We start from the raw sequence: 14328 nt of genomic DNA on the forward strand, positions 1-14328 counted from the left end.
GTCAGCCGACCTTCTCGACGAAGACGCGGATGGTGCCGCCGCAGGACAGACCGACATTCCAGGCGGTCTCGTCGGCCACGCCGAACTCCAGCATCTTCGGCTTGCCGCTCTCGATCACATCCATGGCCTCGGTGACCACGGCGCCCTCGACGCAGCCGCCGGAGACGGAGCCCAGGAACGTGCCCTCGTCATTGATGACAAGGCTCGAGCCCGCGGGGCGCGGGGCCGAACCCCAGGTTTCGACAACGGTGGCCAGCGCGACGCCGCGCCCGGCCTTCTGCCAGTCCTCCGCCGCCTTCAGGATGTCCTCGTCGCGATCGAGCATGGCTAGCCTCTCAAGCTGCGGAGCGGATCAGGCTGCGGTGATGCGGCGGCAGCGGCCGGGAGAGCGTCGTGATCAGCTCCTGGATCGAGCTCAAATTATGTACCGGGCGGAATTCGTCAACGTGCGGGAGCATCATTTTAATTCCCTGGGCCTTGGCCTCGAAGCCCCCGAACCGAAGCAGCGGGTTGAGCCAGATCAGCCGCCGGCAGGAGCGGTGCAGCCGGTCCATCTCGAAGGCCAGCCTGGAGTCGGCCTCCCGCTCCAGCCCGTCGGAGATCAGCAGGACGATCGCGCCCTGGCTCAGCACCCGCCGTGCCCATAATTTGTTGAAGTTATGCAGCGAGGCCGAGATCCTCGTGCCGCCGGCCCAGTCCTCGACTGCCGCCGAGCAGCTCGCCAGCGCCTCGTCGGGATCGCGCTGGCGCAGCGCGCGGGTCACATTGGTCAGGCGGGTGCCGAACAGGAACACCGAGACGCGCTTGCGCGCATCGCCGATGGCATGCAGGAAATGCAGGAACAGGCGAGTGTACTCGCTCATCGAGCCGGAGATGTCGAGCAGGGCCACGATCGGGGCCGGTTTCTCGATCCGCCCGAGGCGATGGATGTCGATGATATCGCCGCCGGTGCGCAACGACGCCCGCAGCGTTCGGCGCATGTCGAGCCGCAGGCCACGCGGATCGGGCAGATAGCGGCGCGTCAAAAGCTCCGCCTGCGGCAGGTGCATCATTTCGATGGCGCGGAGCGCCTCTGCGATCTCGGCCGCACTCATTTGCGCAAAATCCTTCTTCTGAAGGATCTCCTTGTCGGAGACCGACAGGCGCAGATCCTGCTCCTGGTGCTGCGGCGTCTCGGTCATGTGCGGCTGCGACATCGCCTCCTGGACGCGGCGCGAGCCGGCCTGGGGCTTCTTCTTGGCCTGCTCCGGCAGCGGCACCGAATCGAGCAGGTGCTTCCACTCTTCCGAGGCGCGGAAAAACAGGTTGAAAGCCTGCTTGAAGATCAGCGCATGCTCATGGCGCTTGACGAAGATCGCCTCCAGCGTGGTGAAGACGTCGGCGCGGTTGCCGATGTCGATCACCTGCAGCGCGCTCATGGCATCGATCACCGCGCCGGGGCCGACCGGCATTCCGGCCGCGCGCAGCGCGCGCGCAAAGCCGACGATGTTGTCGGCGAACTGCTCGGTCTGCTCCGGGGCAAGATGGTTGATGGCCATGCTGGTACTCATCTTCTCGTCATTCCGGGGCGCGAGTGAAACGAGCGAACCCGGAATCTCGAGGTTCCGGGTTCGATGCTTCGCATCGCCCCGGAACGACGACGACTAATTCTCGCTCGTAGCTTCCTTCAGCACCTTCTGCAGGGTGTCGCCCTGCATCCGCGTGATGTCGTCCTGGTATTTGAGCAGCGCGCCCAGCGTGTCGCCGACCACTTGCGGGGTCAGCGAGCGGGCATCGAGCTCGGACAAGGCGGTGGCCCAGTCGATGGTCTCGGCGACACCGGGCGACTTGTAGAAATCCTGGTTGCGCAGCGCCTGCACGAAGCGGACGACCTGCTGCGACAGCTTGACCGAGATACCGGGCACGCGCGTCTTGACGATCGCAAGCTCGCGCTCCGCGGCGGGATAGTCGACCCAGTGATAGAGACAGCGCCGCTTCAACGCATCGTGAATTTCGCGGGTGCGATTGGAGGTGATGATGACGATCGGCGGATGCGGCGCCTTCACGGTGCCGAATTCGGGGATCGTCACCTGGAAGTCGCTGAGGATTTCCAGGAGATAGGCCTCGAACGCCTCATCGGCGCGGTCGAGCTCGTCGATCAGCAGCACCGGCGGTCCGGCAACGTCAGGCTCCAGCGCCTGCAGCAGCGGCCGCTTGATCATGTAGCGGTCGGCGAAGATGTCGCTCGACAGCTGCTCGCGATCGGTGTCGCCGGCGGCTTCCGCCATCCGGATCGCGATCATCTGCGCGGCGCTGTTCCACTCATAGACTGCGGAGGAGACGTCGAGGCCCTCGTAGCACTGCAGGCGGATCAGCTTCCGCCCCAGCGCCGCCGAGAGCACTTTTGCGATCTCGGTCTTGCCGACGCCGGCCTCGCCTTCCAGGAACAGCGGCCGGCCCATGCGCAGCGACAGATACGTCACCGTCGCCAGCGACCGCTCGGCGAGATAGCCGCGCGAGGTCAAGAGTTCGAGCATCGCATCGACCGATGCCGGCAGGGTCGCTGAAGTCATGAAAGTGCCAGTCTCGTTACGCCCTCGCTAACGGGCAAGTATCGCGCCAAGGCGTGAGGTCCACTCACTCCTTGGCATTGGCCGCGTCGACGGCTCGCCGTGTCAGCACGCCGATCAGATGCGCGCGGTATTCGGCGCTGCCGTGGATGTCGCTGTTGAGCCCTTCCGCCGGCACGTCGATGCCTTCAAGCACCTTGGACGAGAACCGCTTTTTCAGCGCTTCCTCGAACGCATCGACGCGGAACACGCCGTCCGAACCAGCACCGGTGACGGCGACGCGCACATCCGACGGACGCCGCGCCACGAACACGCCGACCAGCGCGTAGCGCGAGGCCTGGTTGCGGAACTTGATATAGGCGGCCTTCTTCGGCAGCGGGAACATCACCTTGGTGATGATCTCGTCGGCTTCCAGCGCGGTCGAGAACAGGCCCTGGAAAAACTCCTCGGCCTTGAGGCGGCGCTTGTTGGTGACGATGGTGGCGCCGAGCGCGAGCACCGCGGCCGGATAGTCCGCGGTCGGATCGTTGTTGGCGAGCGAGCCGCCGATCGTGCCCTTGTGGCGCACCGCGGGATCGCCGATCTGGCCGGCGAGATTGGCGAGCGCCGGAATGGCTTCACCGACGACAGCCGAGGTCGCGACCTCGGCATGCCTGGCGGTGGCGCCGATCACCAGCGAACGGCCCTTCATCTCGATCGTGTTCAGCCCCTCGATATGGGAGAGGTCGACCAGATGCGGCGGGCTTGCGAGCCGCTGCTTCATGACCGGAATCAGCGTGTGACCGCCGGCGATCAGCTTGGCGTCCTCGTTCTTCACCAGGAGATTGGCGGCCTGCCGGACGGTGCCGGGGCGGTGGTATTTGAATTCGTACATGGGGGTATCCTGGGGGTGTCCTGATCGCGGAGGGCGCGCGGTTACGCGAGATCGGATTTCGCCATCGCCTTCGCGCCGGCGGCGATCGAGGCGACGATATTCTGGTAGCCGGTGCAGCGGCAGAGATTGCCTTCCAGCTCTTCCCTGATGGTATGGTCGTCGAGCTCGTGGCCCTTGCGATGGACGATGTCGATCGCGGTCATGATCATGCCGGGCGTACAGAAGCCGCATTGCAGGCCATGGTGCTCGCGGAAGGCTTCCTGCATCGGATGCAGCGGCGCGCCGTCGGCGGCCAATCCCTCGATCGTCTTGACCTCGTGGCCGTCGGCCATCACGGCGAGCGTCGTGCAGGACTTCACGGCCTTGCCGTCGAGATGCACGACGCAGGCGCCGCACTGCGAGGTGTCGCAGCCGACATGGGTGCCGGTCAGGCGCAGATTCTCGCGCAGGAACTGCACGAGGAGCGTCCGCGGGTCGACATTGCCGGTAACAGGATTGCCGTTCACGATGAGGGAGATTTTTGCCATAAGCACTCTCTGTCAGCGCCCCGACGGGTCCCGTCGAAGCGGTTCTTTCTTATAATTATTCCAACCCATCATATGGGCCATTATGGCCGGGGGCAACATTGCCCCAAGCGCAAGGTGCCATGACGGAAAGCGAGGGCGATCAGCCCTGTACCGCCTTGGCGAAATTCGCGAAAAACTCGTCGGCCAGCTTCTTGGCGGTGCCGTTGATCAGGCGCTGCCCGAGCTGCGCCAACTTGCCGCCGATCTGCGCCTCGACGTCATAGGAGAGCAGCGTGCCGCCATCCTTCTCCGCGAGCTTCACTGCGGCGCCGCCCTTGGCAAAGCCGGCCACCCCGCCCTCGCCCTCGCCCGAGATCTTGTAGCCGTTCGGCGGGTCGAGATCGGAGAGCATCACCTTGCCCTTGAAGCGCGCCGAGACCGGACCGACCTTCATTTTTGCCGTTGCACGGAAGCCGCCGTCCTCGGTCTTCTCCAGCTCCTCGCAGCCGGGGATGCAGGCCTTCAGCACCGCGGGATCGTTGAGCTTCTCCCATACGGCCTCGCGCGGCGCCGCAAGCTGGACTTCGCCGTTCATTGTCATGGCCATGGGGCGCCTCCGGGGTCGCAAAAGGTGGGATGCTCAAGTAACGCAGGGAGATCGCAAAGAAAAGGGTCACCCATGGTCACGTGGAATGCATATTCGCACCTGCAAAAAGTCTTGTGCCGATCGTCAGGGATTGGCAGAGCCTGATCATGATGATTAGGTCTCTTTACCGGACTTGCGCAACATGAGCACAGCCCTCTCCCCCCTGCTTGCGCCGATGCTGTCGAGCGCAGCCATGCGCGCCGTCTGCGACGACCGGACCACGCTGCAGAACATGCTCGATTTCGAGGCAGCCCTGGCCCGGGCCGAGGCCGCCACCGGTGTGATTCCCGCATCCGCAGTGGGCCCGATCGAAACGGCCTGCAAGGCCGATGCCTTCGACATGACCGCGCTGGCCATGACTGCGACCCGGTCGGGCAATCTCGCGATCCCGCTGGTCAAGATGCTGACCGCCAATGTCGGCAAGGCTGACGTGGAGGCCGCGCGCTACGTGCATTGGGGCGCGACCAGCCAGGACGTCATCGACACCGCGACCATGCTGGGCTTGCGCGCCGCCATCGATGCGCTGGATGCCGACCTCAGCCGCGCCATCAAGGGCTTCGCCGCACTCGCGCGCGCCCATCGCAACACCGCGATGGTGGCGCGGACCTGGCTCCAGCACGCCCTGCCGATGCCGTTCGGATTGAAGGCCGCTGAATATGCCTCGAGCCTCGCCCGTGCCCGCTGCCGTCTGCGGCGGCTCCGCCGCGAGGGTCTCGCCCTGCAATTCGGCGGCGCCGCCGGCACGCTCGCAGCCCTCGGCGACAACGGCCTCGCAGTCGCCGAACGATTGGCGCAGGAGCTCAGCCTGCCGCTGCCAGAGGCGCCCTGGCACACCCATCGCGACCGCATCGCCGAAGCTGCATCAACCTTCGCGATCCTCGCCGGAAGCTGCGGCAAGATCGCGCGCGACGTCTCGCTGATGATGCAGACCGATGTCGGCGAAGCCTTCGAGCCCGCCGGCGAAGGCCGCGGCGGCTCCTCGACCATGCCGCACAAGCGCAACCCGGTCGCGGCCGCAAGCGCGCTCGGCTGCGCGACCATGGCCCCGCAGCTCACCGCTACGATTCTGGCCGCGCAAGTGCAGGACCACGAGCGCAGCGCCGGGCCCTGGCATGCGGAATGGCCGACACTGCCGCAATTGATGCTGGTCACCTCGGGCGCGCTCGCCGCGATCGTCGACATCGCCGAAGGCCTCGAGGTCGATGCCGCGCGCATGCGCAGCAATCTCGATACAACGCACGGGCTGATCATGGCGGAAGCCGTCACCTTTGCGCTCGCCGACAAGATCGGCAAGAGCGATGCACATCATCTGATCGAGGCCGCGAGCAAGCGCGCGGTCGCCGAGAAGAAGCACCTGCGCGACATCCTTTCCGCGGATTCGCAGGTCACCGCGCATCTGACGCCGGAAAAAATTGCGGCATTGTTCGAGCCGATGGCCTATCAAGGGGCGTCACAGGCCCTGATCGATCGCCTGCTCGCTTCGTTGGATCTCTCCTGATGTCATTGCCAGGCTTGACCCGGCAATCCATCATCCAGGATAGATTCACCTTCTAGATGGATGCGCGGGTCAAGCCCGCGTATGACAAGGAACATGCAATGCCCATGATCGATGCCGACGGTTGCCTGATCAACGTCTCTGTCGAGGGCCGTGACGGCGGGCCGACCCTGATGCTCTCCAACTCGCTCGGCTGCACGCTGCAGATGTGGGAGCCGCAGATGAAGGCGCTGACGCAGGTGTTCCGCGTCATCCGCTACGACCGCCGCGGTCATGGCAAGTCCAACGTCCCGCCCGCCCCCTATACGATGGAGCGCTTCGGCCGCGACGTGCTCGCGATCCTCGACGACCTCAACATCGAGAAGGTACATTGGTGCGGCCTGTCGATGGGCGGCATGGTCGGGCAATGGCTCGGCGCCAACGCGCCGGAAAGATTCGGCAAGATCATCCTCGCCAACACCTCCTGCTACTATGCCGAGCCGACCAGATGGCTGGAGCGCATCGACGCCGTGAAGAAGGGCGGCATCGCGGCGGTCGCCGATGGCGTGATCGCGGGCTGGCTGACGCAGGATTTCCGCGAGCGCGAGCCCGAGATCACCGCCAGGATGAAGGCGATGCTGCTTGCGACCCCCGTCGAAGGGTATCTGGCCTGCTGCGAGGCGCTGTCGACGCTCGACCAGCGCGCGCTGCTGCCCAAGATCAAGAGCCCGACGCTGGTGATCGCCGGCCGCCACGATCAGGCCACTCCGATCTCCGCGGGCGAGCTGATCCGCTCGAGTATTCCAGGCGCCAGCATGACCATCATCGACGCCGCCCACATTTCCAATGTCGAGCAGCCGCACGCGTTCACCGACGCGGTGGTGGGATTCTTGACGCAGCGTTAGCAACCAACCGTCATTGCGAGCGCAGCGAAGCAATCCAGAAATTCCTCCGCGGTGACAGACTGGATTGCTTCGCTACGCTCGCAATGACGGAGAGGAGGACAGCATGGACGACCAGAAGCGCCGCGATGCCGGCATGACCGTACGCCGCAAGGTGCTGGGCAATGCCTGGGTCGACAAATCGATCGCGAACCGCAACGCCTTCAACACCGATTTCCAGGACATGATCACGCGCTATGCCTGGGGCGAGATCTGGACCCGGCCGCATTTCGACGAGCGGACGCGGCGCGTGCTTGTGATCGGCACCATGGTCGCGCTCGGACAATGGGATGAATTCCGCCTGCACGTGCGCGCGGCGCTGGCCGAGGGCGGCTTCACCCCCGACGACATCAAGGAAATCCTGCTGCAGCAGGCGATCTATTGCGGCGTCCCGGCGGCGAACCACGCCGTCAAGGAAGCCTCAGCGATTGTGCAGGAGCTCGGCCTTATCAAAGGCTAGCGCCGCGGTATCCGGAACGGCAACCGTCTTCGGCGCTCCGTCCGGCCGCTCGATCAGCAGCACGATCGCGGCGCCAAGCAGCAGCAGCAGCTCCGTGGCGTGCAACCGAAGGGCGGCCATCTCGCCGACCTTGGAGGCCATGACCATGCTTGCGAACGAGATCAGGCTGCCGATTGCGAGCGCAATGCCGAGCGCCTCGTCGCTGGCCCCGCTCCTGCGGGTGCGCGGAATGACCAGAAGCGCAAGATAGATCGCAAAGAACGCCACCACGGTCAGCCGTCCCAGCGCCAGCAGCCAGGCGGCGCGCACCGTGCTCAGGCCGGACATCTGCAGTTGGTCGCTGAGGAACAGCGCCACCGCGACGCTCGGCCGCTCGTAGAGACCATGCACCGGCGCGACCATGATGTTGAAGGCGACCATCGTCCAGGCCGGGATGAAATAAGCCGCCAGCAGCGCGCCGTTGACCGAGCCGATCCGCCAATTTTTGAACATGCCGCTTCCCGCTTCGTCTACTCGCCTTCGAGGTAAGGCTTTGCCGGGAGCTAACTCGCACCGGACTGCGGCGGCAATTTAAACCCTTTGTTTACCTTAACTGGCCTGTTGACGGGCCGTCGTTCCGGGATGGAGGGTGAGCACCACACCTCAGGTGCGCAATTGCGCACCGGGGAACCTGGAGATCGCGGGCTCGGCTGTTCGAGCGCCCCGGAATGACGCCNNNNCCCCGCCTCTCGGCGGGACCACGTTGCGCTACTCCCTGGGGGTCAATCCAGTCTGTTGTCCTGCTTGCCGCCCTGCTGCTGGCCGGGCTTGTCGCCCTGGCGCATCGGATCGTGCTGCTGCTGCTGTCCGGGTTTCTGGCCGCCGCCCTGCTGCTGCCCTGGTTGCTGGCCTGGGCGCTGCTGGCCGGGGCTTTGGTTCTGCTGGCCCGGATTCTGGTTCTGCTGCTTCGTCATGGGGGAAAGCTCCCTTGTTGGACGTCAGTTGAGAGATAACCGCCGGTGTGGATTTTGGTTGCCTTGCGGAACCGGTTCCTCGCAGGTGCGGAACCGGGAGCCGGCGTCCGAAGCCGAAATCAACTCTGTACAAGCCCTTATGCCCGGGCATCCCCAGTTGCAGCCGCCAGTTCCCTCCTGTTACAAAACGGGGAGAAGACGGGGCTGCCGGGGCCCGAGAAGAAACCAAGCAACTCTCTCGAATAGCTCCCTTTCAACGTCAGGTTCGGTAGCGGCAGCCCATGGATTATTTCGCCCAGCAGCTCATCAACGGCCTCGTGCTCGGTTCCATCTACGGTCTGATCGCGATCGGCTACACGATGGTCTACGGCATCGTCGGCATGATCAATTTCGCCCATGGCGACATCTTCATGATCGGCGGCTTCATCGCACTGATCACTTTCCTGCTCCTGGTCTCGCTCGGTCTGACTGCGATCCCGCTGATCCTGCTGCTCGTCCTGCTGGTCGCGATGGCGGTCACCGCACTCTATGGCTGGACGGTCGAGCGCATCGCCTATCGGCCGCTGCGGCACTCCTTTCGGCTCGCACCGATGCTGTCGGCGATCGGCATGTCCTTCGTGCTGACGAACTATTCGCAAGTCGCGCAGGGCGCCCGCGTCAAGCCCGTGCCGCCGATCATCACGGGCGGCTACACGCTGCATGAAGGCGCCGAGGGGTTTGCGGTGCAGCTCTCCAACATGCAGATCATGGTCGTGCTGGTCACCATCGTGCTGCTGGCCATGTTCACCTGGCTCGTATCGCGGACACGGCTCGGCCGCGACATGCGGGCCTGCGAGCAGGACCAGACCATGGCGGCGCTGCTCGGCGTCGACGTCGACCGAACCATTTCCATGACTTTCGTGATCGGCGCGGCGCTCGCCTCGGTCGCGGGTATGATGTACCTGCTCTATTACGGCCAGGTCGATTTCAACATGGGCTTCGTCGCGGGCATCAAGGCCTTCACCGCCGCCGTGCTGGGCGGCATCGGCTCGCTGCCCGGCGCGGTGCTGGGCGGGCTCGCGATCGGCCTGATCGAGACCTTCTGGTCGGCCTATTTCTCGGTGGAGTACAAGGACGTCGCCGCCTTCTCGATCCTGATCATCGTCCTGATCTTCATGCCGACCGGCCTGCTTGGCCGGCCCGAAGTCGAAAAAGTCTGACGGGCCCTCGCGTGACAGCTCTTTCAACCGAAACTATGCAGGCCAGCCGCACGGCGGGCATTCCGTTCATTCTGAAAAAAGCTTTCCTCAGCGCATGCGTTGCGCTGGTGCTGTTCTCGCTGATGATCGGCATCCGCACTGAGGCCGGCCCCGACGGGCAGCTGACCTGGTGGACGCGTTTCGGCGATCTCGCCTCCATCGTCGGCCTCGTGTTCGGCGGCTCCATCATCATTGAGCTGCTGCGGCAATGGCTCGGACCGATCGGCGCGGAAAAGCTCGTGCCAGCGCCGGTCCAGCGCGGCCTGTCACTGGCGGGCCGCTTCCTGGGTCCGGCTCTGCTCGTCTTCACCCTGCTCGTGCCCGTCATCTTCTACAATCAACGCTATATCCTCGACCTCGCCATCCTCGTGCTCACCTATGTGATGCTCGGCTGGGGCCTGAACGTCGTGGTCGGGCTCGCCGGCCTGCTCGACCTCGGCTATGTCGCCTTCTACGCGGTGGGTGCCTATTCCTATGCGCTGCTTGCCACCAATTTCGGCTGGTCGTTCTGGGTCTGCCTGCCGCTCGCCGGCATGCTCGCCGCGATCTGGGGGGTCATGCTCGGCTTTCCGGTGCTGCGGCTGCGCGGCGACTATCTCGCCATCGTGACCCTCGCTTTCGGCGAGATCATCCGGCTCGTCATCCTCAACTGGCAGAGTCTGACCGGCGGACCCAACGGCGTATCCGGCATTCCCCGCCCCACCTTGTTCGGCATTCCGCTCGACAACAGCGATGACGGGCTCGCCGCCAAGCTCGGTATCGACTACTCGCCGACCCATCGCATCGTCTTCCTGTTCTATCTGATCCTGGCGCTCGCGCTGCTCACCAATTGGGTGACGATCCGCCTGCGGCGCCTGCCGATCGGCCGCGCCTGGGAAGCGCTGCGCGAGGACGAGGTCGCCTGCCGTGCGCTCGGCATCAACACCACGACCACCAAGCTCACGGCCTTCGCCACCGGCGCGATGTTCGGCGGCTTTGCCGGTGCGTTCTTCGCAACACGCCAGGGCTTCATCAGCCCGGAATCCTTCACCTTCCAGGAATCGGCGCTGGTGCTCGCCATCGTCGTGCTCGGCGGCATGGGCTCGCAGCTCGGCGTCGCGCTCGCCGCCCTCACCATGATCGGCGGCTTCGAGCTGTTCCGCGGCCTCGAGACCTACCGCATGCTGGTGTTCGGCATGGCGATGGTGCTGATCATGATCTGGCGGCCGCGTGGCATCATCGGCCATCGCGCGCCGACCGTATATCTGACCAAGGCGCAGGCGATCTCCTCCGACCTCGTCAAGGAGGGCCACGGATGAGCGGCGAACCAATTCTCAGTGTCGACGGGCTCACCATGCGCTTCGGGGGCATCGTCGCCGTGCACGACCTGTCGTTTGCAGCCGAACGGAAGCAGATCACCGCGCTGATCGGACCGAACGGCGCGGGCAAGACCACGGTCTTCAACTGCATCACGGGCTTCTACAAGCCGACCGGCGGTACCATTCGTCTCACCCAGGACGACGGCAGGCAGACCGCGCTGGAGCGGCTGAACGATTTCCGCATCGCCAAGCAGGCCAAGGTCGCGCGCACCTTCCAGAACATCCGCCTGTTTCCCGGCATGACGGCACTCGAGAACCTGATGGTGGCGCAGCACAACACCTTGATGCTCGCATCGGGCTTCACGGTTCTCGGCCTGATCGGGGTCCCCACCTATCGCGACGCCGAAAAGCGCGCGATCGCGCTCGCGACCGACTGGCTCAAACGGATCAACCTGCTCGACCGCGCCGACGATGCCGCAGGCAACCTCGCCTATGGCGACCAGCGCCGGCTCGAGATCGCGCGCGCGATGTGCACCGAGCCCGCCCTGCTTTGCCTGGACGAACCCGCCGCCGGCCTCAATGCACGCGAGAGCGCCGCGCTGAGCGAGCTGTTGCAGTCGATCCGCGGCGAGCTCGGCACCTCGATCCTGCTCATCGAGCACGATATGTCGGTGGTGATGGAGATCTCGGACCACATCGTGGTGATGGACCATGGCGTGAAGATCGCGCAAGGAACGCCGCGGGAGGTGCGCGACGACCCGAAGGTGATCGCCGCCTATCTTGGCACCGACGAGGAAGAGGCTGCGGCCGTGATGGAGAGCGGATCGTGACGGCTGCCACCCCCTTGCTCGCGATCCGCGGCTTGCGCGCCGCCTACGGCAAGATCGAGGCTCTCAAGGGCGTCGATGTCGAGATCAATGCCGGCGAGATCGTCGCGCTGATCGGCGCCAACGGCGCCGGCAAGTCGACGCTGATGATGACGATCTTCGGCAAGCCGCGCGCCCGCGCCGGCCAGATCCTGTTCGACGGCAAGGACATCTCCGCTGTCCCCACCCATCAGATCGCGCATTTGCGCATTGCTCAGTCGCCGGAGGGCCGCCGCATCTTCCCGCGCATGAGCGTCGCGGAAAACCTGCAGATGGGCGCCGACGTCACCGACAGCACGGAGGCGGAGCGAGAAAGCACCCGGGAGCGCGTGTTCGCACTATTCCCCCGGTTGAAGGAACGCGTCATGCAGCGCGGCGGAACCCTGTCGGGCGGCGAGCAGCAGATGCTGGCGATCGGCCGGGCGCTGATGAGCCGCCCGCGCCTGCTGCTGCTCGATGAACCCTCGCTGGGGCTCGCGCCCCTCATCGCGCGGCAGATCTTCGATGCGATCCGCGCCCTGAACCGCCAGGACGGCCTGACCGTCCTCATCGTCGAGCAGAACGCCAACCATGCACTGAAACTCGCCCACCGCGGCTATGTCATGGTCAACGGCCTGATCACCCTGGCCGGAACCGGCGCCGAGTTGCTGCAGCGCCCCGAGATTCGCGCGGCCTACCTGGAAGGCGGCCGGCACGCCTGACGGCCTTGGCGCGCCCGCCGAATACGGCGAGATATCTTTGCAACTGCCCGTATTTTGCCGGTGACTTCTCGAAAAATTCATTGAACAATGGCGCCGGTTTGAACCGGGCTTGCCCGGCAACTCCCACAGACGATCACCCGCGAGGTATCTCATGAAATCACTGAAACTCATCGGTCTGGCATTCGGCGCTTCCGTTGCGCTGTCAACGGCGGCGTTCGCAGACGACCTCACCATTGCAGTCGCGGGCCCGATGACCGGCACCGAATCCGCCTTCGGCCGCCAGATGAAGAACGGCGCCGACCTGGCGGTGGCCGACCTCAATGCCGCCGGCGGCGTTGCCGGCAAGAAGCTGGTCCTCGATGCCGAGGACGATGCCTGCGATCCCAAGCAAGCCCGCTCGGTTGCCGAAAAGATCGCGGGCGCGAAGATCCCGTTCGTCGCCGGCCACTTCTGCTCGTCATCGTCGATCCCGGCTTCGGAAGCCTATGCGGACGGTAACGTCCTCCAGATCACACCCGCCTCGACCAACCCGCTGTTCACCGAGCGCAAGCTCTGGAACGTGGCGCGCGTCTGCGGCCGAGACGATCAACAGGGCCTGATCGCCGCGCAGTACATCGCGAAGAACTTCAAGGGCAAGAACGTCGCGATTCTCAACGACAAGACCACCTACGGCAAGGGTCTGGCGGATGAGACCAAGAAGGCGCTCAACAAGGCCGGCATCACCGAGAAGCTCAATGAGTCCTACAACAAGGGCGACAAGGACTTCAACGCGATCGTCTCGCGCCTGAAGAAGGAGAACATCGACCTCGTCTATGTCGGCGGCTATCATCAGGAGGCAGGCCTGATCCTGCGCCAGATGCGCGACCAGGGCATGAAGACGGTCCTGATGTCGGGCGACGCGCTGGCCGACAAGGAATACGCCTCGATCACGGGCCCGGCCGGCGAAGGCACGCTGTTCACCTTCGGTCCCGATCCGCGCAACAAGCCGAGCGCGAAGAAGATCGTCGAGGCCTTCAAGGCCAAGGGCATCGATCCGGAAGGTTACACGCTCTACACCTATGCCGCGATGCAGGTCTGGTCGCAGGCGGTCAAGAAGGCCGGCACCACCGATGCCAAGAAGGTCATGGAGACCATCAAGGCCGGCAAGTGGGATACGGTGCTTGGGCCGCTCGAATATGACGCCAAGGGCGACATCAAGCAGATCGACTATGTCGTCTACAAGTGGGACGCCAAGGGCGGCTACGCCGAGCTCAACGCCAACGGCACCTAAGACAGGGCGCCTGGACTTTTAACAGCTTGACGTCAACGCCCCGGTTCGCCGGGGCGTTTTGTTTTCGCAAGCCGGTCAAACGGCAGCAGACAATTCGCCGCCAGCCGCTGTCTGCGCCTTCCGGAGCGCTTGCAGCAGACCGTTCGGCCGAAACGGCTTTTGCACGCAGATCACGCCGGCGAGACCCGGCGCCTCACTGATGAAATCCAGTGTCGTCATCCCCGATACCGCCACAATCGGAAATCCGGGAACACGCTCGCGAATGGCGGCCATGACCTCGATACCGCTGATGTCGGTCAGGAAGATGTCGACAATGGCCGCGTCGAAAACCTCTTCGCCAAAGGTCTTGAGGCCAGCCACACCGCTCTCGGCTTCAACTACGTCAAATTGGTTGACCCGAAGGACGATCGAGACCATGGCGCGGACGTCCTTCTGGTCATCCACAACAAGGACACGGGGCATGGGAACAACTCCCGGATTCGCATCATTAATTGGTTCAATTCAAACGGCGACGCACGGCAAGGCAGTATGACCCCGTCCAGTAAAGCCAAC

17 protein-coding genes are annotated in these 14328 nt (G+C 64.6%); 8 read left to right on the forward strand and 9 right to left on the reverse strand.

From position 1 onward, the window contains the following. Window position 1: 1 nt before the first annotated feature. The 6 genes from AOQ71_RS18335 to AOQ71_RS18360 form a co-directional block, all read right to left on the reverse strand. Window positions 2–325: an XdhC family protein gene (locus AOQ71_RS18335; RefSeq protein ID WP_008564652.1), complete on the reverse strand. Its 324-nt coding sequence runs from the start codon at window positions 323–325 to the stop codon at window positions 2–4. Window positions 326–335: 10 nt separating this feature from the next. Further along, window positions 336–1538 (reverse strand): vWA domain-containing protein, encoded by a 1203-nt coding sequence (locus tag AOQ71_RS18340; RefSeq protein ID WP_083514304.1) that lies wholly within the window; start codon window positions 1536–1538, stop codon window positions 336–338. A 105-nt stretch (window positions 1539–1643) separates the two neighbouring features. Continuing rightward, window positions 1644–2552, reverse strand: a complete 909-nt coding sequence (locus tag AOQ71_RS18345) for an AAA family ATPase (RefSeq protein ID WP_057748868.1) — start codon at window positions 2550–2552, stop codon at window positions 1644–1646. A 64-nt stretch (window positions 2553–2616) separates the two neighbouring features. Beyond that, the gene (locus AOQ71_RS18350) at window positions 2617–3423 is read right to left on the reverse strand and encodes an FAD binding domain-containing protein (protein WP_057748871.1); all 807 of its coding nucleotides are present in this window, start codon (window positions 3421–3423) and stop codon (window positions 2617–2619) included. Between the two features lie 41 nt (window positions 3424–3464). Next, complete coding sequence (locus AOQ71_RS18355; protein WP_057748873.1) at window positions 3465–3950, reverse strand: (2Fe-2S)-binding protein; 486 nt, start codon at window positions 3948–3950, stop codon at window positions 3465–3467. 139 nt (window positions 3951–4089) lie between these two features. Beyond that, on the reverse strand, window positions 4090–4536 hold the full coding sequence (locus AOQ71_RS18360) for an SRPBCC family protein (protein ID WP_057748876.1): 447 nt from the start codon (window positions 4534–4536) through the stop codon (window positions 4090–4092). A 181-nt stretch (window positions 4537–4717) separates the two neighbouring features. Between AOQ71_RS18360 and AOQ71_RS18365 the strand changes: the two genes are divergently transcribed. The 3 genes from AOQ71_RS18365 to AOQ71_RS18375 all read left to right on the forward strand — a co-directional run bounded on the left by AOQ71_RS18365 (window position 4718) and on the right by AOQ71_RS18375 (window position 7450). After that, a complete protein-coding gene (locus AOQ71_RS18365) occupies window positions 4718–6073 on the forward strand; it encodes a 3-carboxy-cis,cis-muconate cycloisomerase (RefSeq protein WP_057748960.1) in 1356 nt (451 codons plus the stop codon). Between the two features lie 98 nt (window positions 6074–6171). After that, window positions 6172–6954 carry a 3-oxoadipate enol-lactonase gene (gene pcaD / locus AOQ71_RS18370; RefSeq protein WP_057748963.1) on the forward strand — a complete coding sequence of 261 codons (783 nt, stop codon included), beginning with the start codon at window positions 6172–6174 and terminating at the stop codon, window positions 6952–6954. Between the two features lie 103 nt (window positions 6955–7057). Then, window positions 7058–7450, forward strand: coding sequence for a carboxymuconolactone decarboxylase family protein (locus AOQ71_RS18375; RefSeq protein ID WP_057748880.1), 393 nt, complete (start codon window positions 7058–7060; stop codon window positions 7448–7450). On the opposite strand, the gene AOQ71_RS18380 is transcribed toward AOQ71_RS18375, so the two are convergent. Then, window positions 7412–7942: a hypothetical protein gene (locus AOQ71_RS18380; RefSeq protein WP_057748882.1), complete on the reverse strand. Its 531-nt coding sequence runs from the start codon at window positions 7940–7942 to the stop codon at window positions 7412–7414. The genes AOQ71_RS18375 and AOQ71_RS18380 overlap by 39 nt on opposite strands. 269 nt (window positions 7943–8211) lie before the next feature. After that, complete coding sequence (locus tag AOQ71_RS45975; protein WP_057748885.1) at window positions 8212–8403, reverse strand: hypothetical protein; 192 nt, start codon at window positions 8401–8403, stop codon at window positions 8212–8214. 281 nt (window positions 8404–8684) lie between these two features. On the opposite strand from AOQ71_RS45975, the gene AOQ71_RS18390 reads away from it, so the two are divergent. From AOQ71_RS18390 to AOQ71_RS18410, 5 genes are all read left to right on the forward strand, one after another. Continuing rightward, a complete protein-coding gene (locus AOQ71_RS18390) occupies window positions 8685–9602 on the forward strand; it encodes an ABC transporter permease subunit (RefSeq protein ID WP_057748888.1) in 918 nt (305 codons plus the stop codon). 11 nt (window positions 9603–9613) lie between these two features. Further along, window positions 9614–10939, forward strand: a complete 1326-nt coding sequence (gene livM, locus AOQ71_RS18395; RefSeq protein WP_057748891.1) for a high-affinity branched-chain amino acid ABC transporter permease LivM — start codon at window positions 9614–9616, stop codon at window positions 10937–10939. Next, a complete protein-coding gene (locus tag AOQ71_RS18400; protein ID WP_057748894.1) occupies window positions 10936–11769 on the forward strand; it encodes an ABC transporter ATP-binding protein in 834 nt (277 codons plus the stop codon). Before livM ends, AOQ71_RS18400 begins: the two co-directional genes overlap by 4 nt. Then, window positions 11766–12506, forward strand: coding sequence for an ABC transporter ATP-binding protein (locus tag AOQ71_RS18405; RefSeq protein WP_057748898.1), 741 nt, complete (start codon window positions 11766–11768; stop codon window positions 12504–12506). Before AOQ71_RS18400 ends, AOQ71_RS18405 begins: the two co-directional genes overlap by 4 nt. Before the next feature lie 151 nt (window positions 12507–12657). Then, window positions 12658–13776, forward strand: coding sequence for a branched-chain amino acid ABC transporter substrate-binding protein (locus AOQ71_RS18410; protein ID WP_057748901.1), 1119 nt, complete (start codon window positions 12658–12660; stop codon window positions 13774–13776). 75 nt (window positions 13777–13851) lie between these two features. Here AOQ71_RS18410 and AOQ71_RS18415 read toward each other — a convergent pair whose 3' ends face one another. Further along, window positions 13852–14238, reverse strand: coding sequence for a response regulator (locus AOQ71_RS18415; RefSeq protein WP_057748904.1), 387 nt, complete (start codon window positions 14236–14238; stop codon window positions 13852–13854). Window positions 14239–14328 lie beyond the last annotated feature (90 nt).

Origin of the sequence: Bradyrhizobium manausense (genome assembly GCF_001440035.1) — a bacterium.
GTDB lineage: Bacteria > Pseudomonadota > Alphaproteobacteria > Rhizobiales > Xanthobacteraceae > Bradyrhizobium > Bradyrhizobium manausense.